This is a genomic window from Burkholderia sp. Ac-20345 (assembly GCF_017104825.1).
GTDB lineage: Bacteria > Pseudomonadota > Gammaproteobacteria > Burkholderiales > Burkholderiaceae > Burkholderia > Burkholderia lata_B.
This window is the reverse complement of the sequence record NZ_JAAGPO010000011.1, coordinates 30033-45982: the sequence shown is the minus strand read 5'-3', so window position 1 is coordinate 45982 and position 15950 is coordinate 30033. Positions and strand designations below refer to the sequence as shown.

Here is a 15950-nt window from a genome sequence, read left to right as displayed (position 1 = left end):
CATGGAAACCGCACTCCAATCCGACCGCGTCTCGTTCGCTACGAATCCGATCGCGACGCCCCTGTCCACATCGGACATGGTTCTCGACATCGCGACCATCGAATCGATCGGACGCGTCGCAGACATCATGGCAACCGGGCGCGCCACTGTCCCGAAGCACCTGCAGGGCAACCGCGGCGACTGCTTTGCCATCGCCATGCAGTCGATGCAGTGGGGCATGAACCCGTTCGCCGTCGCGCAAAAAACGCACCTCGTGAGCGGCACGCTCGGCTATGAGGCACAGCTCGTCAACGCGGTAATCACTGCCCGCGCGCCCGTCACCGGCCGCATGAATTACGAATGGTTCGGCGAGTGGGATCGGATCGCCGGCCGGTTCAAGGAGGTGCCCGCGAAGAACAACCCGGGCGAAATGCGGATCGTGCGCGACTGGACGATCGACGACGAGGTCGGGCTCGGCGTGCGCGTGTGGGCGACGTTCCGCGGCGAAGCGGAGCCCCGCGAGCTGCGCCTGCTGCTCTCTCAGGCAGGCGTGCGCAACTCGCCGCTCTGGGGCCAAGACCCGAAACAGCAGCTCGCGTATCTCGCCGTCAAGCGCTGGTCGCGCCTGTACTGCCCTGACGTGATCCTTGGCGTGTACACACCCGACGAACTCGAGGAAGGCGCCCCGCGCGAGCCTGTCGACATGGGCCGCGCCGAGGAAGTGCGCGCGGCCGCGGGCGCGACGCAATCGAAGTCGACGTCGCTGCGCGACAAGCTCGCATCGAAGGGCGCGCCCAATGCGGCCGGACCGACCGCGGACGACATGATCGCCGCCATCACCAGCGCGACAACCGCGCACGAGCTGAAGGTCGCGATCGCGGACATCGAGAAGCTGCCGACCGGAGCTGACAAAGAACGCGTGCGCGCGGCCTACCAGGCGAAGGTGCGCGCCGAGAAGGAGCGAACACAGCAAGCCACAACGGCGCAGGCGGAACAGACGGGCAACGGCGCACCCGAGCTTGCACCGTACGAAACAATGCTGTCTCGCATTCAGCAGTGCAACGACGTAGACGTGCTTGCCGTCATCGCTGACGAAGCGCGCGCCTATCCGGAAGCGGAACGCATCAAACTGGATCAGGCATATCAGGACCGCCGCGAGATCCTCCTCGGAGCCTAACGTGCGTCTCTACAGTACGGCAACCATGATTGAGCGCCTTACCGGGCTGATTGGCACCAACGACCTGACCGAGTGGGAACAGGAATTCGTGCGCAAGCTCGACAAGATTCGATGTGCCGGACACGTTACTGACCTGTCCGACAAGCAGGTCGAGCGCCTTGACGAGCTGCATAGCAAGCACTTTGCATAGACCCCGTTGGCCGAAAGCTCAGGCGAGTAGGCCCTTTTTATTCGCAACCGCGCCACACGCGCATAGGAGTACGTATGGCAACCAGACCGATAACCGATGTCCTGCGGCACATCGCCGGCGGGATGTTGCTCGATAACGCGAGCGAGCAATTTTCTGAACTCGTCCGGACGATCGACACGAACGGCGGCACTGGAAAGTTGACGATCGAGCTGAACGTCAAAAAGGCGAGCCGTGGCGGCGCAATGCTCGTGACCGGAAAGTCGGTGCTCAAGAAGCCGGCCGACGAACCGATGGAGGCAATGCTGTTCGCCACGGCTGAAGGCAATCTCGTAGCCGACGATCCGCGTCAGCAGAAGCTCGATCTGAAGCGCGTCGACACGGCCGATACCCCGCCGTCTGAACTCAAGACGGCCTAACCCTCCCAACCGGAGACTTGATAGTCATGGAAGATCTGAACACCAACATCGCCGAAACGCTGGCGCGGGAAATGAAAACCCCGCTCGAGATCGGCTCGAATACTAGCGCTGCGCTTCGCCGTGTCGCCCTGCCGCCGGGCTGGAAGGTGCAGGAGTACGACGATTCGAAGTATCTCGCCGCTCCGCTGCGCAAGTCGGCATCGGTTCGTCTGCGGACGCCTGACGACTTCATTGAGTACGTGAAGCGACACGGCTCGCTCACCGATTCGACGGTCTGGTGCGAAGCCGACTATCCGAAGGGCGAAGTTGCATTCACGGCAATTCTGAACGACCACGGCGAAGATCCGGAGCGCGCTGCATGGCGCGATCACCTCGCGAAGTTTCAGCCGGAGTTCAGCGAAGAGTGGAAGCGCTGGATCGGGAACCACAAGAAGCCGCTTACGCAGATCGAATTCGCCGCGTTCATCGAAGAAAACGCGAAGGACATTGCCGGGCCGACCGACGGTCAGAACTTGCCGACGGGCGCGCAGATGCTGGAAATGGCGCTCGCCTTTGAAGCGACGCAGGACTTCCGATTCAAAAGCGCGGTGCGGCTTCAGAACGGCGGCCAGAATCTGTCGTTCGTCCAGGACGACGACGATGCGACGCTGCAACGCATGCAACTGTTCGAACGCTTCGCAATCGGGATTCCAGTGTTCCGTAACGGGGACGCCTATCGAATCGACGCTCGTCTGCGCTACCGCGTGCGTGATGCCAAGCTGACGTTCACCTACGAACTGATTCGCTTCGACAAGGTGCTGGAAGCTGCCGCGAACGGCGTGATCTCGACCATCCGCGAAAAAACCGGCAATCCGTTCTTTTTCGGCGACCCGTTCGCCCGGTAACCGTTCTGCGGCCGCCGGCATCCGCAGAGGCGGCAACGCCTCGAAGCCGGTACAAGTACCTCGGAATTTTTACGGGCGGCTCGTACAGCGCTCGCTTTTTCGCACTCCGAACCACAATGCATCCATACAAGAAACCGCGCCACACGAACAGCTCTCGCAGCCAGCGCCGCGCCCATGAACGCCACCACAATAAGCTGCTCGCGCAGGCTGGCAAGACGACCGAGCAAGCGGCGGCCGACGTGTCGCGCCTACACGCCGAAGCCCATGCTCTGACGTGGTACGCATGCGAATGCGGCCACCGTGAGCGGATCTGGAACAGCCGTGACGGCGTCACCCCGTTCGCTATCCCCTGCCCGTCCTGCGGCGCCCCGACGCTCTATCACGCGAACCCGTCCGCCGACGAGTCGAACGCCAACTACGAGCCCCACGAAGGTCAACGTGTGTTCGTCGACATGACGCGCGAGCAAGCCGAGCGCATAGTCGAGCGGCACTTCGCGCGCATGGGGCTTACTCGCGGTCATGCGAAGTTCGACGAGGCGGTTAAACAACTGCTCTCGCACACGACGGGATCGTCGCCGCTCGTCGCGGTCGCCGGCGACGTCGCGTACTACGCTGCCCGCGGGGTGACGGCATGAGCCAGAACAGCAAGATCGAATGGACGGATCACACCTTCAATCCGTGGGAAGGATGCCAGAAGGTCGGCCCCGGTTGCGATCACTGCTACGCCGAGACGCGCAACGCGCGCTTCGCTGGCGGCACGGCCGTGAACTGGGGACCGGGGGCGCCGCGCCGCCGCACATCTTCTGCGAACTGGCGGAAGCCGCTCGTGTGGAACGCCGCGCACGCCGAGTTCTTCGCCGCGCACGGTCGTCGACAGCGCGTGTTCTGCGCGTCGCTCGCCGACGTCTTCGACAACGCAGTGCCGGCGCAGTGGAGGCGCGACCTCGCGGCCCTCATCGAAGCGACGCCCGATCTCGACTGGCTGGTGCTGACAAAGCGAATCGGGAATGCCGCAGCGATGCTCGTCGACATGTTTCCGGCCGGTACGCCGGATAACGTTTGGCTCGGCGTGACCATCACCAGCCGTCGGGAAATGTTGAGAGACGCTGAGAAGCTTCTCGCGGTGCCGGCCCGCGTGCGCTTCTGGAGCGTCGAGCCGATGCTCGGCGTGCTGGGCGAGATCCCAGCCGAGCTGATGCCCGACTGGATCATATGCGGCGGCGAAAGCGGTCACGGTGCGCGGCCGATGCACCCAGACTGGGCCCGCTCGCTTCGCGACCAGTGCGAACGCTCCGGCGTGCCGTTCCTGTTCAAGCAATGGGGTGAGCACTCCCTCGCCTATGACAGAGATCGCGACGATCCGGATTGCCGCCGCTGCGGCCAGATGGCGCGCCGCCCTGGCCGATGGATCAATTTCGCCGGCGGCCACGGCTTCAACGGCGATCGCGTCCACTACGCCGAACGCGTAGGCAAGCGCGCTGCCGGCCGGCTGCTCGACGGCCGCACGCATGACGAGTTCCCGGAGGCCCGATGAAATCCGAATTCAAGATTCAGCGGCCGGACGCCGTACCGATGACGCTCACCATGACGATGACGCTTGGAGAATGGAAGAACCTGCAGCAGCAGCTCTCCACCACTTATCCGTCGTGGAAGCTGTCGACCAACATCGGGGAAATGGTGCGTCTCGCGACGACGACGTTCGCCGAGACGAAGGAGCTCGACCTATGACCAAACGCCCCGTGAGACTGGACGCGTCGACATCAAGTGCCCCGCTGATCTCGTCGCAGCGTCATCGAGACCCGGCGCTCGTTGCGGACAAGGCTGCCAAGTTCATGGTGTTCATCGTGCACGTCGCCGACGTGACGCTGCGCGGGAGGCCGTATCGGTTGCTCATCGACGGACACCACAATCTCGCGGCCGCACGCGCCGCCGGCGTCGATCCGACGTGGCGTGGGCCGACGGCGAAATGGCGGCGCATTCAATCAACCACGCCGGCCGCCGAATTCGAGCGCTTCCTGATCAACAACCTGACGGATTCCGATTACTACTTCGTCGATACCGGCGACACCGTGATCGAGCTGCTGGGACGCGAGCAATAGAAAATGAAAGAACTCCCAATCCTTTTCGCGCACCCGATGGTCCGCGCGATCCTCGAAGGCCGGAAGACCCAGACGCGGCGCGTTGTGAAGCCACAGCCCGAAGTCAGCCCGCAGGGCAACCTGATGGGCGAATGGTTGGGGCGGCCACTCAATGGCCTTCTGTTGCCAAAGCTGCAGGATATTTCAATCCACTGCCCCTACGGCACACCCGGCGGCAGGCTCTGGGTGCGCGAGTCGTATGTGGCATTCGGCCGATGGGAGACGCGCTACAGCGCGAAGAAGGGGCGCGACGAGTGGCACTTCGTCGACATGACGGTCGAGACCGGCCGCAAATATCGCTTCGACGGCGCCGTGCCGAATGCTGCTCGCGGTGGAGCGACGCCGGCGTGGTGGCGGCGCCCGTCGATTTTCATGCCGCGCGCCGCTGCGCGCACGCTTCTGGAAGTGACCAGCGTTCGCGTCGAGCGGCTGCAGGACATCAGCCACGACGACGCCGTGGCCGAAGGACTGCTCATCCTGCCGGCATCCGGCCGCTATGTGGTGAGCCAGGGTGATCAATATCTCGGCGGTGCCGACCACGATCCACGCGTCGTCTACGCGGATCTCTGGGACAGCCTCAACACCGAGCGCGGCCACGGTTGGAGCACCAACCCGTGGGTGTGGGTCGTTGAGTTCGGGAGGATCCAACAATGAGCGACTACCTCACCGCTCACGAGCTCGCCGACCTCGTCGGCTGCAAAGCGAACCAGCGCGCCGCGATGACTCGATGGCTCGAACAGAATCACTGGCGATTCGTCGTCGACAAAACCGGCCTGCCAAAGGTCGCACGAGCATACCGCGACAAGAAGCTCGGCCTATCCATTGAAACGAAAACCGCAAGATACGATGCCGGCCCGAACCTCCAAGCATTCGCGTGAAAATGAATCGACCGGGATCGATCGACTGTACCGACGTACCGGCGCGCGGAAAGTCTCGTTCTGGTACAAGTACCCCGACGGCCGGTCGGAAACACTCGCGAGCGCACCGCGCGGAGATCGCTCGGCGATCGCACTCGCCGAGCGTACAGCGAAGCGTCGCGCGATCGACATTCAAGAAGGCGCGATCGTTGCCGGCTCAGTCGGCCAGGCGATCGAGCGGTTCCGCGACGACGTCGACGTGGACCATTTCCGCGATCAATCGCGCGACGGCAAGGCCGTGCGCGATTCCGCGTACGATCGCCTAACGCGCTTCTTCGGCCGCATGGCACCGCAACGGCTCGAAACCATCCACGGCTACCAGTTTCTCGATGCACGCGCGAAGGCCGGCGCGCCGATCGGCGCCAACAAAGACATGGCGCTGATGTCGACGATGTGCAATTACTGGATCCGCTGGGGGCTCATCAAGGCAAACCCGTTTGTCGGCATGATGCAGAACAAGGCCGAGAAGGACGTGCGGGCGATCGAGCGGCACCAAGTGCTGCGCTTCTACGTGTGGGCGCTTCGACAGGAACAGGCATATCGCACTATGGGCCTCGCCGCGATGTTCACCTACCTCACCGGGTTTCGCGCCGCAGAGGTACGCCCGTATCACACGTCCGGACTGACCGACGCCGGCGTGCGTGTCGTCGGCGCAAAACGAAAAAAAGGTGAAGCTCAGACCGTGAAGCTCCGACACTGGTCGCCGCGACTGCGCACCGTGGTCGAGCGTGCGAAGCGCGGCCGGAAAGTCGACAGCCTGTTTCTCTTCCCGAACCGCAAGGGGCAGATGTATTCGAAAAGCGGATGGTCGTCAGTGTGGCAGGACGCGATGTATGCGTACATCGGCGCGTACGACGTCGAGATCGCGAAGGAATTCGAGGTAAAGAAGATGCGCGAGGCGGCGCAGCGAATCGCGAACCGAATCAACCGGCCGGTCAAGGGTGGCATGGAGTTGATGCTGACGAAGCACGCCGATTACTTTTCGCTACAGGACATTCGCCCTGCGGCAATTACGACGAAGCTCTCGAATCGAGATGCCGACGCATACGATTTCGCAGCGCACTCGAACCCGGGCACGACGCATCGGCACTACGATAGACGGAAGGTAAAAGCTGCGGACGCAACAGAATGAATTCCGAAATTCGGTTTTTCGTTCCGAAATTCATATCGTGGAAAGCAAAACAGGCACCTAAGTGCCTGTTTTGTTTGAGAATTTTGGGGTGGCTGATGGGACTCGAACCCACGACGACAGGAATCACAATCCTGGACTCTACCAACTGAGCTACAGCCACCACTGTTACTGCTTTTTGTTCTTCGCTGCTTTTGTGTTTCAGCAGCGAAGAACAAGATTATACGAACACTTTTGAATCTTGCAAAGCTTTTTTTTCAAAAACTTCTTCTGCCTCGTTCAGATGCGCGCGCGCCTCGTCGAACACGGCCAGATCGGCGCGCGCAAGCTTCTTGTTGTCGGACAGCACGCGACGCCAGCCGCGCGCGCCGGGCATGCCGCGATACAGCCCGAGCGCGTGCCGCACGATCGCGCCGAGGTAGGTCCCGCGCTTCAGTTCGGCCGCGCAGTATTCGATCAGCTTCGCCTCGGCCTCTTCGCGCGTCGGCACCGCTGCGGTCGATCCGTAGAAGCGCGTGTCGACCTCCGCAAGCACATACGGGTTGTGATACGCCTCGCGGCCCAGCATCACGCCGTCGACATGTTCGAGATGCTGCGCGACTTCGTCGAGCGTCGTGATGCCACCGTTGATGACGATCTCGAGCGACGGAAAATCGCGCTTCAACTGATACGCATAGTCGTACTTGAGCGGCGGGATCTCGCGATTCTCCTTCGGCGACAGCCCCTTCAGGATCGCATTGCGCGCATGCACGACGAACGTTTTGCAGCCGGCCTCGGCCACCGTGCCGACGAAGTCGCGCACGAACGCGTAGTCCTCGACCGCGTCGACACCAATCCGGTGCTTGACCGTGACCGGCACCGACACCGCATCGCTCATCGCCTTCACGCAGTCGGCAACGAGTTGCGGCTCGTTCATCAGGCACGCGCCGAACGCGCCGCGCTGCACACGCTCGGACGGGCATCCGCAATTCAGGTTGATTTCGTCGTAGCCCCACTGCTCACCGAGCTTCGCGGCACGCGCGAGATCGTCGCGCTCGCTGCCACCCAACTGCAGCGCGACCGGCGATTCGTTCGGCGTGAACGCGAGATGCCGCTGAGCATCGCCGAACAGCAGCGCGCCCGTCGTGATCATCTCCGTATACAGCCACGTGTCGCGCGTCAGCGTACGGTGGAACGACCGGCAATGGCGGTCAGTCCAGTCGAGCATGGGCGCGACGGATACGCGGCGGGGAGGAAGCGAGGACGATACGGACATGGATTTCGGGCAACAGGCCAGACGGCGCGGAAACAACCCGGTATTTTACCGCAAGACGGGCCGTGCCTGCCCGGCACGCGCGCTACCCCTCGCCCAGCTCCGCATCGACCGCCCGCCGCGCCTCGTCGAGCACGCGCTCGATCACGCGTCGTTCGGTCAGCAGTATCCCGTCGACCTTGACGAGCCGCCAGTCGATCCGCACGGCCTCACCCTGCAGCACACGGTAATGCGCATGCTCGCCGTCCCAGACCTGCTCGGTCTTCACCTCGATCTCGAAGCCGCGGTATGGCTCGCTGAAATCGCCGAGGTCGCTGCCTCTCGGTTCCATCGTACGCTCCGTGGCGACGCAGCGCCGGCCGCCCAGGCGGTCCGGCGCCGTGCGCTCAATCGTATTCGTCGGATAAAAAGGATTTGCCATCGGCGGTCAGGTCGACCCGGTCGGCCGCCGCCTGGTAGATCAGCCCCTCGTTCAGCAACGCGTAGACGACGTCGTCGAACGCGGCGGGAACCGGCCGGCTTTCACCGAACTGGTCGATCCACTTCAGCGCCTCGATGGCTTCGGGGGAAAGGATGGGGGTCATGCGTTGGCCTCCGGCGTCGGTGTCGCTCCATCCTAGCACTTCATCCGGATGTCGAATACCAAGGCAAACGCGCTGCGCAAATGCCGGGCGGCACCAACGGGCAGGTTGCCCGCGGCGCCGCACCGGTGCAGGACACGCGAGTTCAGAGGCGCGCGATCGATACTTCGGTCGATTTCACGAGCGCGACGACTTCCGCGCCGACCTTCAGTTCGAGTTCGTCGACCGAACGGGTCGTGATCACCGACGTGACGATGCCGAACGGCGTCTCGACGTCGACCTCGGAGACCACGGATCCGCGGATGATCTCCTTGACCTTGCCCTTGAACTGGTTACGTACGTTGATTGCAGTGATGCTCATCAGGTTGATCGCTCCGAAGAAAAAGATCTCAGAACGGGCGGCCGCTGCCGCCCGGATTTAAACGGCCCAGCGGATCTGCCCGACCGGTCGAACGTTGTCTGCGTCATGCACCGCGCCCTCGTCGGCCACTCCAGGCCCGCCGGCAAGCACGCGTTTCAGCACGCGATCCTCCAGCGCCGCAAACGCGGCCGATGCGCGGGCACGCGGCCGGTCGAGCGGCACCGGCTGATCCAGCGCCACACGCCCCTGCTCGATGAGCAGGATGCGGTCGCCAAGCGCGACGGCCTCCTGCACATCGTGCGTGACGAGCAGCGCGGTGAATCGATGTTCACGCCACAACCGCTCGATCAGCGCATGCATCTCGATGCGGGTCAGCGCGTCGAGCGCGCCGAGCGGCTCGTCGAGCAACAGCAGTTGCGGCCGGTGCACGAGCGCGCGTGCCAGTGCGACACGCTGCCGCTGGCCGCCCGACAGTTGCGCGGGCCAGTCGTTCGCACGCTCCAGCAGGCCGACTTCATCGAGCACCGCGCGTGCCTGGTCGCGCGCGCCGCGCCCGAGGCCCAGCATCACGTTCTGCAGCACGGTCTTCCATGGCAGCAGGCGCGCATCCTGGTACATGATCCGCGTATCGAGCACGCCGCCGCCCTCGCCGCGCGTCACGAGCGCACCGCTGCTCGGCTGCTCGAGCCCGGCAACGAGACGCAGCAGCGTCGACTTGCCGCAGCCGCTGCGACCGACGATCGCGACGAAACTGCCGCGCGCGATGCCGAGTTCCATGTTGTCGAGCACCGTGCGTGCGCCGAAGCGCTTGCTGACGCCCGACAGCGTGACCGCATCGTCGGGTACCGGGCTGCCTGCCCGCCGCCGCGCGAGCGGAACGACGGATGCGCCGCCGTCACGGTCGAGGATCGCCGCGTCCCGTGCGTCGCCGTCCGCGACGCGCGCCTGCGCAAGTTCAGCCTCGAGGTCTGCGCCGGCAAGCGGGCCGTAGGCGGCCGCCGAAGTCGTCGCATTCATGCCTTTGCTCCTGATTGATAAGCGGGGTGCCAGCGCAACGTCACGCGCTCGAGCCATTTCGCCAGCACGTCGGCCAGCTTGCCGAGCACTGCGTACAGCAGGATGCCGACCACCACCACGTCGGTTTGCAGGAATTCACGTGCGTTCATCGTCATGTAGCCGATGCCCGATTGCGCGGAAATCGTTTCCGCGACGATCAGCATCACCCACATCAGCCCGAGCGCGAAGCGCACGCCGACGAGGATCGACGGCAACGCACCGGGCAGGATCACGTCGCGGTACAGCGCAAAACCGCGCACGCCGTAGCTCTTCGCCATCTCGATCAGGTTCGCGTCGACCGAGCGGATCCCGTGGTACGTATTGATGTAGACCGGAAAGAACACCCCGAGCGCAACGAGGAACAGCTTTGCCTTCTCGTCGATGCCGAACCACAGGATCACGAGCGGAATCATCGCGAGCGCCGGGATGTTGCGGATCATCTGGATCGTCGAATCGAGCGCGACCTCGGCCGCCTTCGACAAACCGGTTGCGAGCCCCAGCGCAAGGCCGACGCCGCCACCGATCGCGAAACCGAACAGCGCGCGCCAGGTGCTGACTTTCACGTTCGCCCACATTTCGCCCGACGTCACGAGCGACCAGGCCGCTCGGACGACCGCCACGGGCTCGGGCAGCACGCGGGTCGACAGCCAGCCGATGCGCGCGCCGACTTCCCATGCCGCCAGCAGCGCGAGCGGCACGAGCCACGGCGCAACGCCGCGCCATGCGCGGGCGGCCACGGCCGCACCCGTCGTCGACGTTTTCGTTGTCATCGCAGGCCTCCTGTCGCTCAGCTCTGGGCCGCTTTCGGCAGATAGCTGTTACCAACGATCTCGCCGAACGGGCCCGACAGCGGGCCGGTCGCCTTCGCCGCGCCGTTGCCCTTGATCAGCGGGAACACGAGTTCCGCGAAACGGTACGACTCCTCCAGGTGCGGATAGCCGGACAGGATGAAGGTCTCGATGCCGAGATCCGCGTATTCGCGCATGCGCTCCGCGACCTGCTCCGGATTGCCGACGAGCGCGGTGCCCGCACCGCCGCGCACGAGGCCGACGCCGGCCCACAGGTTTGGATACACCTCCAGCGCCTCGCGGCCGCCGCGCTTGCCGCCGTGCAGCGCGGCCATCCGGCGCTGGCCTTCCGAATCCATGTTCGCGAACGCCTTCTGCGCGCGTGCGATGGTTTCGTCGTCGAGGCGGCTGATCAGGCGCTCTGCGTCACGCCACGCTTCGTCCTCGGTCTCACGCACGATCACGTGCAGACGGATGCCGAACTTGATCTTGCGGCCGCGGGATTCCGCGCGCGCACGAATATCGGCGATCTTCTTCGCGATGGCCTCGGGCGGCTCGCCCCAGGTCAGGTAGGTGTCGATGTGATCGGCCGCGATCTCATGCGCGGCCGGCGACGAGCCGCCGAACCACAGCGGCGGATGCGGACGCTGCACGGGCGGATACAGCGCCTTGCCGCCCTTCGACTGCAGATGCTTGCCGATGTAGTCGAACCCGCCGTTGTCGTGCGACGCGGACAGCAGCCCGCGCCAGATGTTCAGGAAGTCGTCGGTGATTTCGTAGCGCGTGTCGTGATCCGCGAACAGGCCGTCGCCTTCGAGTTCGGCGGCATCGCCGCCCGTCACGACGTTGATCAGCAGGCGGCCGCCCGACAGGCGGTCGAACGTCGCGGCCATCCGCGCCGACAGCCCCGGCGATGCGATGCCGGGACGGATCGCGACCAGGAATTTCAGGCGCTGCGTCGCCGGGATGAGGCTCGACGCAACGACCCACGCATCCTCGCAGGAACGGCCGGTCGGCAGCAGCACACCCTCGTAGCCGAGCGTATCGGCCGCAACCGCGACCTGCTTGAAGTAATCGTAATCCGCGGCGCGCGCACCTTCGGCCGTGCCGAGATAGCGGCTGTCGCCGTGCGTGGGGATAAACCAGAACACATTCATCTGCTGCTCCTGCTTGACTGTCCTTGCCGGAATTTGAAAAAACACCGCCCTGCTCGCGTCGCGGATCAGCGGCGCATGCATGGTGTGCGTTCGAATCGGGATGGCTCGCCGGTCAGGCCGTGCAGCGGGCGAGGACGCGATTGCACGGCTGTTTCTGGGAAATCAGTCTAGGGATCGGTGCAGGGCTTTGGAACGATTTTTTTTAGCTTAGGTTTTCCGCTTTCGTGATTAGCACGACGCTGGAGCGAATATCGCGGCGGACGGGCCCTATAATGACGCACCTATCCGAATAACTCCGCGCGGACGGCCCCGGCCGTGCGCGCCTGCGGTGCACTCATCGATGCAGAAAGTCATCCTGCCATTCCTGTCCGGCTTCCTGGCCGCCCTGTTCTTCCGCGAAGCCACGCTCGCACTCCTTCATACGGCCGACCTGATCGCCGCAACCGGCTTCTCCACGCAGCCGTTCGCGCCGCTCGGCATTCCTGAATTTGTCGCGAATGCGCTGATCAGCGCGTGCTGCGCGATCCCGATGGCGTGGCTGCTGCGCGTCTCGCCGGAACGCGAGGCGTCGTGGATCGGCGCGCTGGTGTTCGGCGGCATCGTGCTCACGGCCGCCCGCGTGTTCGCGATCGATCCGCTGCGCGGCATCTGGCCGTCGGGCAACATGATGCCCGTGCTCGCGGCCGGCTTCGCGGCGAATGCGGTATGGGGCTTCGGCGCGCTCGTGTTCATGCGTGCGTTCATGTCTGACGACGCAGGCGACGAGTAACGCGCGCGCAAGCGTTACGCACTTCGGCCGCCAACCGGCCGACATCCATGAATAAGGCCGCCTGCATGTGCAGGCGGCCTTTTCGTTTCCAGCTCGTGCGTCGGTCAGTCCGACCGACGTCAGTCCTGCAGATTCCGCAGCGGATGCGTGTCGGACGTCCACGGGCTGTCGAACATCGCGAGCACGTCCGCGCGATCGATGTCGGCGGACGACTTGAAGCGCCAGACCGGCTGGTGGTCCTTGTCGACGATCAATGCGCGCACGCCTTCGATCACGTCGCCGTGCGCAAATGTCGAGCGCGTAAGATCGAGATCGCGCCGCAGGCAGTCGGCCATCGTCGCGCCGCGTGCACGTTCGACGACTTCCAGCGACACGGCCATCGACAACGGCGACAACTGTTCGCGCATCGCATGGGTCGCCTTCTCGATCCATCCGTCGACGGCCGCGCAATCCTGCTCGGCGTCGAGCGAAGCGAGGATCGCGCCGATGTCCGGCTGCGCGAAATGCCGGTCGATCCCGGCACGCGCGTCGGCCAGCGCCGACGTGTCGGGGGTCGGCACGACCTTGTGTGCGGCGGCCGCCTCGGCCACGCACGCGACGGCCTGCTCGCCGGTGTCGATGCGCGCGCTGCGCAGCGTATCGAGCAGCGCCGGCAATGCGGCATCGGGCAGATAGACGTCGGCGAGCTGCGCGTACAGCGCGCCGGCCGCGTCGAGCGTCGCGCCGGTCACGGCGAGATAGCGGCCGATTGCGCCCGGCGTGCGCGCGAGGAACCAGCTCATCCCGACGTCGGGGAACAGGCCGATACGCGTTTCCGGCATTGCCATCTTCGTCGAGTCGGTCACGACGCGCAGGCCGCCCGTATGCCGCGCCGCCTGCGAAATCCCCATGCCGCCGCCCATCACGACGCCGTGCATCAGCGCGATGTAAGGCTTCGGATACGCGAAGATCGTGTGGTTCAGCGTGTATTCCTCGATGAAGAACGTGTCGACCGCATCGCGGTCGCCGCGCTGCCACGCATCGTGGAAGAAGCGCACGTCGCCGCCCGCGCAGAACGCGCGCGGATGCGGGCTGTGTACGACGACCGCGACGACCTCCGGATCGTCGCGCCACGCGTCGAGCGCCTGCTGCATCAGCCGGATCATGCCGACCGACAGCGCGTTCAGCGCCTTCGGCCGGTTCAGTTCGAGAAAGCCGATGCGGTTCGCGACATACGCGCGTACGTCGGGCTGGGCGGATTCGGCGAAAACGGCAGCGGAAGTGGAATCGGTCATGAGATCATCCGGCAAATGGCAGTCGCACGCTCAGTGCGCCTGCATCTTCGAAAACAGGTTCAATACCACGACGCCGGAGATGATCAGGCCAAGGCCGATCACGGCCGGCAGGTCCGGCACCTGGCGATAGAGCAGCATCGCGACGAGCGTGATCAGCACGATGCCGGCGCCCGACCAGACTGCATAGATGATGCCGACAGGCATTGTGCGCAACGTGATCGACAGGCAGTAGAACGCGATGCCGTAGCCGGCAACGACGAGCAGCGACGGCCAGAGACGCGTGAAGCCATCCGCCGCGCGCAGCGCGGACGTGCCGATCACTTCCGCGACGATCGCGATCGCGAGCCATGCGTAACCGGGCAGTTGCATCGCTCAGCTCCTTGCGAGGGCCAGCACGGCGTAATCGTGGCCGAGCTCCGCACACAGCGCCTCGACGACGAATTCGTGGTCCGCGCGCTGCGGCAGCCCCGATGCAGTGATCGAGCCGATCACGCCGGCACCGGCGACGGTCAGCGGAAACGAGCCGCCGTGCGGCGAATATTCGGCGATCGGCAGCCCGTGCTTGTCGGCAAGCGTCGCGCCGGCCTGCTGCATGCGCAGGCCGATGGCGTACGAACTACGGCGGAAATGCGCGACGACGTTGCGCTTGCGGCGCACCCAGTCGGCATTGTCGGGCGTGGCGCCAGCGAGCGCCGCGTAGAACAGCGGCTGGCCGAACGTGACGATGTCGATCGCGACCGCATGGCCACGCGACGTCGCGAGCGCATGCATCCGGCTGCCAAGCGCCCACGCGCGGGCCGGGTCGAAATGGGGAAACACGAGCGCCTGTTCCTGCGCGCCGATCGATTGCAGATCGTGAGCGATGTCCATGAATCCGTCGATACAGTAATGAGAGTCGCAACGGCGCCGATGCGATCGCGCACGGCCCCGCTGCAGAAGAGACGAAACAAACCGCTCGATTCTAGCGCACGCACCCGCCGTACCGGCCCGACAAGCCGCGACAAGAAATTGTCAGAAAGCGCTTGCACGCATTCGGGATAACCCATATAATTCATTTCTTCGACGGACGCGGGGTGGAGCAGTCTGGCAGCTCGTCGGGCTCATAACCCGAAGGTCGTAGGTTCAAATCCTACCCCCGCAACCAACGTCCAGATTCATGCAAAAAGCCCGGCCCAGTGCCGGGCTTTTTGTTTTTCCGTCGTGCTCCCCGCCCTCTTCGCGCGCCCGCACCTTCCGCTTCGTACGACACGCGGCCTGCACGCGCAGGCGTTCAAGAATGCCGCGCCCCGGTGATACACTCGCATCACCTCGTCCCTTCCACTCGACATGAAATTCTGCTCCGTCTGCGGTCACGAAGTCATCGCGCGCATTCCTCCGGGCGACAACCGCGAGCGCTTCGTCTGCGATCACTGCGGCACGATCCATTACCAGAATCCGCGCAACGTCGTCGGCACGGTCCCGGTCTGGGGCGATCAGATCCTGCTGTGCCGCCGCGCGATCGAACCGCGCTACGGGTTCTGGACGCTGCCCGCGGGCTTCATGGAAATGGGCGAGACGACGGCCGAAGCCGCCGCACGCGAAACGCTCGAGGAAGCCGGCGCGCGTGTCGAGGTGCAGAACCTGTTCACGCTGCTCAACGTGCCGCACGTGCACCAGGTTCACCTGTTCTACCTCGCGCGGCTCACCGATCCGGCGTTCGAGGCCGGCGAGGAAAGCCTCGAAGTGAAGCTGTTCGACGAAGCCGACATCCCGTGGGACGAGATCGCGTTCCCGACCGTCAGCCAGACCCTGCGATTCTTCTTCGCCGATCGCGCCGCGGGCGACTACGGCGTGCACACCGGCGATATCTTCCGCTCGCTGCGCAACGGCTGAGCCCCCGCCC

General features: G+C 64.6%; 23 protein-coding genes and 2 tRNA genes. 14 read left to right on the top strand and 11 right to left on the bottom strand.

Annotated features, from left to right (window positions below; translation table 11 throughout):
- Nucleotide 1 precedes the first annotated feature (1 nt).
- The 11 genes from G3O06_RS49635 (at nucleotide 2) to G3O06_RS07535 (ending at nucleotide 6833) form a co-directional block, all read left to right on the top strand.
- Nucleotides 2-1156, top strand: coding sequence for a RecT family recombinase (locus G3O06_RS49635; protein WP_346779493.1), 1155 nt, complete (start codon nucleotides 2-4; stop codon nucleotides 1154-1156).
- A gap of 1 nt (nucleotide 1157) precedes the next feature.
- Nucleotides 1158-1346, top strand: a complete 189-nt coding sequence (locus G3O06_RS07580) for a hypothetical protein (protein ID WP_205815606.1) — start codon at nucleotides 1158-1160, stop codon at nucleotides 1344-1346.
- A 74-nt stretch (nucleotides 1347-1420) separates the two neighbouring features.
- Nucleotides 1421-1762, top strand: coding sequence for a hypothetical protein (locus G3O06_RS07575; protein WP_205815605.1), 342 nt, complete (start codon nucleotides 1421-1423; stop codon nucleotides 1760-1762).
- A gap of 26 nt (nucleotides 1763-1788) precedes the next feature.
- Nucleotides 1789-2646: a DUF2303 family protein gene (locus G3O06_RS07570; protein WP_205815604.1), complete on the top strand. Its 858-nt coding sequence runs from the start codon at nucleotides 1789-1791 to the stop codon at nucleotides 2644-2646.
- A 116-nt stretch (nucleotides 2647-2762) separates the two neighbouring features.
- Complete coding sequence (locus G3O06_RS07565; RefSeq protein ID WP_205815603.1) at nucleotides 2763-3281, top strand: hypothetical protein; 519 nt, start codon at nucleotides 2763-2765, stop codon at nucleotides 3279-3281.
- The gene (locus G3O06_RS07560) at nucleotides 3278-4180 is read left to right on the top strand and encodes a phage Gp37/Gp68 family protein (RefSeq protein WP_205815602.1); all 903 of its coding nucleotides are present in this window, start codon (nucleotides 3278-3280) and stop codon (nucleotides 4178-4180) included. Before G3O06_RS07565 ends, G3O06_RS07560 begins: the two co-directional genes overlap by 4 nt.
- A complete protein-coding gene (locus G3O06_RS07555) occupies nucleotides 4177-4374 on the top strand; it encodes a hypothetical protein (protein WP_205815601.1) in 198 nt (65 codons plus the stop codon). Before G3O06_RS07560 ends, G3O06_RS07555 begins: the two co-directional genes overlap by 4 nt.
- Nucleotides 4371-4745: a hypothetical protein gene (locus G3O06_RS07550; RefSeq protein WP_241019573.1), complete on the top strand. Its 375-nt coding sequence runs from the start codon at nucleotides 4371-4373 to the stop codon at nucleotides 4743-4745. Before G3O06_RS07555 ends, G3O06_RS07550 begins: the two co-directional genes overlap by 4 nt.
- Before the next feature lie 3 nt (nucleotides 4746-4748).
- Nucleotides 4749-5438 carry a hypothetical protein gene (locus G3O06_RS07545; protein WP_205815600.1) on the top strand — a complete coding sequence of 230 codons (690 nt, stop codon included), beginning with the start codon at nucleotides 4749-4751 and terminating at the stop codon, nucleotides 5436-5438.
- The gene (locus G3O06_RS07540; protein WP_205815599.1) at nucleotides 5435-5662 is read left to right on the top strand and encodes a DUF4224 domain-containing protein; all 228 of its coding nucleotides are present in this window, start codon (nucleotides 5435-5437) and stop codon (nucleotides 5660-5662) included. Before G3O06_RS07545 ends, G3O06_RS07540 begins: the two co-directional genes overlap by 4 nt.
- The gene (locus G3O06_RS07535; protein WP_205815598.1) at nucleotides 5631-6833 is read left to right on the top strand and encodes a hypothetical protein; all 1203 of its coding nucleotides are present in this window, start codon (nucleotides 5631-5633) and stop codon (nucleotides 6831-6833) included. The genes G3O06_RS07540 and G3O06_RS07535 overlap by 32 nt, the downstream gene beginning before the upstream one ends.
- Nucleotides 6834-6917: 84 nt before the next feature.
- Here the strand turns inward: G3O06_RS07535 and G3O06_RS07530 are convergent.
- The 8 genes from G3O06_RS07530 to ssuD all read right to left on the bottom strand — a co-directional run bounded on the left by G3O06_RS07530 (nucleotide 6918) and on the right by ssuD (nucleotide 12025).
- Nucleotides 6918-6993: transfer RNA gene (locus G3O06_RS07530), tRNA-His, on the bottom strand.
- 57 nt (nucleotides 6994-7050) lie between these two features.
- Nucleotides 7051-8037, bottom strand: coding sequence for a tRNA dihydrouridine(20/20a) synthase DusA (dusA, locus tag G3O06_RS07525; RefSeq protein WP_241019586.1), 987 nt, complete (start codon nucleotides 8035-8037; stop codon nucleotides 7051-7053).
- A gap of 130 nt (nucleotides 8038-8167) precedes the next feature.
- Nucleotides 8168-8413: a hypothetical protein gene (locus G3O06_RS07520; RefSeq protein ID WP_174912474.1), complete on the bottom strand. Its 246-nt coding sequence runs from the start codon at nucleotides 8411-8413 to the stop codon at nucleotides 8168-8170.
- Nucleotides 8414-8468: 55 nt separating this feature from the next.
- Complete coding sequence (locus G3O06_RS07515; protein WP_027787628.1) at nucleotides 8469-8666, bottom strand: hypothetical protein; 198 nt, start codon at nucleotides 8664-8666, stop codon at nucleotides 8469-8471.
- Nucleotides 8667-8808: 142 nt separating this feature from the next.
- On the bottom strand, nucleotides 8809-9024 hold the full coding sequence (locus tag G3O06_RS07510; protein WP_006476104.1) for a TOBE domain-containing protein: 216 nt from the start codon (nucleotides 9022-9024) through the stop codon (nucleotides 8809-8811).
- Between the two features lie 57 nt (nucleotides 9025-9081).
- Entirely contained in the window at nucleotides 9082-10041 is a 960-nt protein-coding gene (locus G3O06_RS07505; protein WP_205815596.1) for an ATP-binding cassette domain-containing protein, read from the bottom strand.
- Nucleotides 10038-10850, bottom strand: coding sequence for an aliphatic sulfonate ABC transporter permease SsuC (gene ssuC / locus G3O06_RS07500; RefSeq protein ID WP_069247868.1), 813 nt, complete (start codon nucleotides 10848-10850; stop codon nucleotides 10038-10040). The genes G3O06_RS07505 and ssuC overlap by 4 nt, the downstream gene beginning before the upstream one ends.
- A 17-nt stretch (nucleotides 10851-10867) precedes the next feature.
- On the bottom strand, nucleotides 10868-12025 hold the full coding sequence (gene ssuD / locus G3O06_RS07495; protein WP_205815595.1) for an FMNH2-dependent alkanesulfonate monooxygenase: 1158 nt from the start codon (nucleotides 12023-12025) through the stop codon (nucleotides 10868-10870).
- A gap of 340 nt (nucleotides 12026-12365) precedes the next feature.
- Between ssuD and G3O06_RS07490 the strand changes: the two genes are divergently transcribed.
- Nucleotides 12366-12794: a hypothetical protein gene (locus G3O06_RS07490; protein WP_006484223.1), complete on the top strand. Its 429-nt coding sequence runs from the start codon at nucleotides 12366-12368 to the stop codon at nucleotides 12792-12794.
- 119 nt (nucleotides 12795-12913) lie between these two features.
- Here the strand turns inward: G3O06_RS07490 and G3O06_RS07485 are convergent, their stop codons facing one another.
- Genes G3O06_RS07485 through G3O06_RS07475 form a run of 3 tightly spaced genes read right to left on the bottom strand, consistent with a single transcriptional unit; the run spans nucleotide 12914 to nucleotide 14938 of the window.
- Nucleotides 12914-14068: an enoyl-CoA hydratase/isomerase family protein gene (locus G3O06_RS07485; RefSeq protein ID WP_205815594.1), complete on the bottom strand. Its 1155-nt coding sequence runs from the start codon at nucleotides 14066-14068 to the stop codon at nucleotides 12914-12916.
- Between the two features lie 30 nt (nucleotides 14069-14098).
- Nucleotides 14099-14437 carry a multidrug efflux SMR transporter gene (locus tag G3O06_RS07480; protein WP_174997077.1) on the bottom strand — a complete coding sequence of 113 codons (339 nt, stop codon included), beginning with the start codon at nucleotides 14435-14437 and terminating at the stop codon, nucleotides 14099-14101.
- Between the two features lie 3 nt (nucleotides 14438-14440).
- Nucleotides 14441-14938 (bottom strand): heme-degrading domain-containing protein, encoded by a 498-nt coding sequence (locus tag G3O06_RS07475; RefSeq protein WP_174912485.1) that lies wholly within the window; start codon nucleotides 14936-14938, stop codon nucleotides 14441-14443.
- 197 nt (nucleotides 14939-15135) lie between these two features.
- On the opposite strand from G3O06_RS07475, the gene G3O06_RS07470 reads away from it, so the two are divergent.
- A tRNA-Met gene (locus G3O06_RS07470) sits at nucleotides 15136-15212 on the top strand.
- Nucleotides 15213-15394: 182 nt separating this feature from the next.
- Nucleotides 15395-15940 carry an NUDIX hydrolase gene (locus G3O06_RS07465; RefSeq protein ID WP_011351855.1) on the top strand — a complete coding sequence of 182 codons (546 nt, stop codon included), beginning with the start codon at nucleotides 15395-15397 and terminating at the stop codon, nucleotides 15938-15940.
- Nucleotides 15941-15950: the final 10 nt, after the last annotated feature.

Coding starts and splice junctions, on each gene's coding strand:
- G3O06_RS07485 (WP_205815594.1), bottom strand. CDS start 14,068: ATGACCGATTCCACTTCCGCTGCCGTTTTCGCCGAATCCGCCCAGCCC.
- G3O06_RS07575 (WP_205815605.1), top strand. CDS start 1,421: ATGGCAACCAGACCGATAACCGATGTCCTGCGGCACATCGCCGGCGGG.
- G3O06_RS07510 (WP_006476104.1), bottom strand. CDS start 9,024: ATGAGCATCACTGCAATCAACGTACGTAACCAGTTCAAGGGCAAGGTC.
- ssuD (WP_205815595.1), bottom strand. CDS start 12,025: ATGAATGTGTTCTGGTTTATCCCCACGCACGGCGACAGCCGCTATCTC.
- G3O06_RS07560 (WP_205815602.1), top strand. CDS start 3,278: ATGAGCCAGAACAGCAAGATCGAATGGACGGATCACACCTTCAATCCG.
- G3O06_RS07550 (WP_241019573.1), top strand. CDS start 4,371: ATGACCAAACGCCCCGTGAGACTGGACGCGTCGACATCAAGTGCCCCG.
- G3O06_RS07545 (WP_205815600.1), top strand. CDS start 4,749: ATGAAAGAACTCCCAATCCTTTTCGCGCACCCGATGGTCCGCGCGATC.
- ssuC (WP_069247868.1), bottom strand. CDS start 10,850: ATGACAACGAAAACGTCGACGACGGGTGCGGCCGTGGCCGCCCGCGCA.
- G3O06_RS07465 (WP_011351855.1), top strand. CDS start 15,395: ATGAAATTCTGCTCCGTCTGCGGTCACGAAGTCATCGCGCGCATTCCT.
- G3O06_RS07570 (WP_205815604.1), top strand. CDS start 1,789: ATGGAAGATCTGAACACCAACATCGCCGAAACGCTGGCGCGGGAAATG.
- G3O06_RS07505 (WP_205815596.1), bottom strand. CDS start 10,041: ATGAATGCGACGACTTCGGCGGCCGCCTACGGCCCGCTTGCCGGCGCA.
- G3O06_RS07515 (WP_027787628.1), bottom strand. CDS start 8,666: ATGACCCCCATCCTTTCCCCCGAAGCCATCGAGGCGCTGAAGTGGATC.
- G3O06_RS07565 (WP_205815603.1), top strand. CDS start 2,763: ATGCATCCATACAAGAAACCGCGCCACACGAACAGCTCTCGCAGCCAG.
- G3O06_RS07490 (WP_006484223.1), top strand. CDS start 12,366: ATGCAGAAAGTCATCCTGCCATTCCTGTCCGGCTTCCTGGCCGCCCTG.
- G3O06_RS07520 (WP_174912474.1), bottom strand. CDS start 8,413: ATGGAACCGAGAGGCAGCGACCTCGGCGATTTCAGCGAGCCATACCGC.
- G3O06_RS07555 (WP_205815601.1), top strand. CDS start 4,177: ATGAAATCCGAATTCAAGATTCAGCGGCCGGACGCCGTACCGATGACG.
- G3O06_RS07475 (WP_174912485.1), bottom strand. CDS start 14,938: ATGGACATCGCTCACGATCTGCAATCGATCGGCGCGCAGGAACAGGCG.
- G3O06_RS07480 (WP_174997077.1), bottom strand. CDS start 14,437: ATGCAACTGCCCGGTTACGCATGGCTCGCGATCGCGATCGTCGCGGAA.
- G3O06_RS07535 (WP_205815598.1), top strand. CDS start 5,631: ATGCCGGCCCGAACCTCCAAGCATTCGCGTGAAAATGAATCGACCGGG.
- G3O06_RS49635 (WP_346779493.1), top strand. CDS start 2: ATGGAAACCGCACTCCAATCCGACCGCGTCTCGTTCGCTACGAATCCG.
- G3O06_RS07540 (WP_205815599.1), top strand. CDS start 5,435: ATGAGCGACTACCTCACCGCTCACGAGCTCGCCGACCTCGTCGGCTGC.
- dusA (WP_241019586.1), bottom strand. CDS start 8,037: ATGCTCGACTGGACTGACCGCCATTGCCGGTCGTTCCACCGTACGCTG.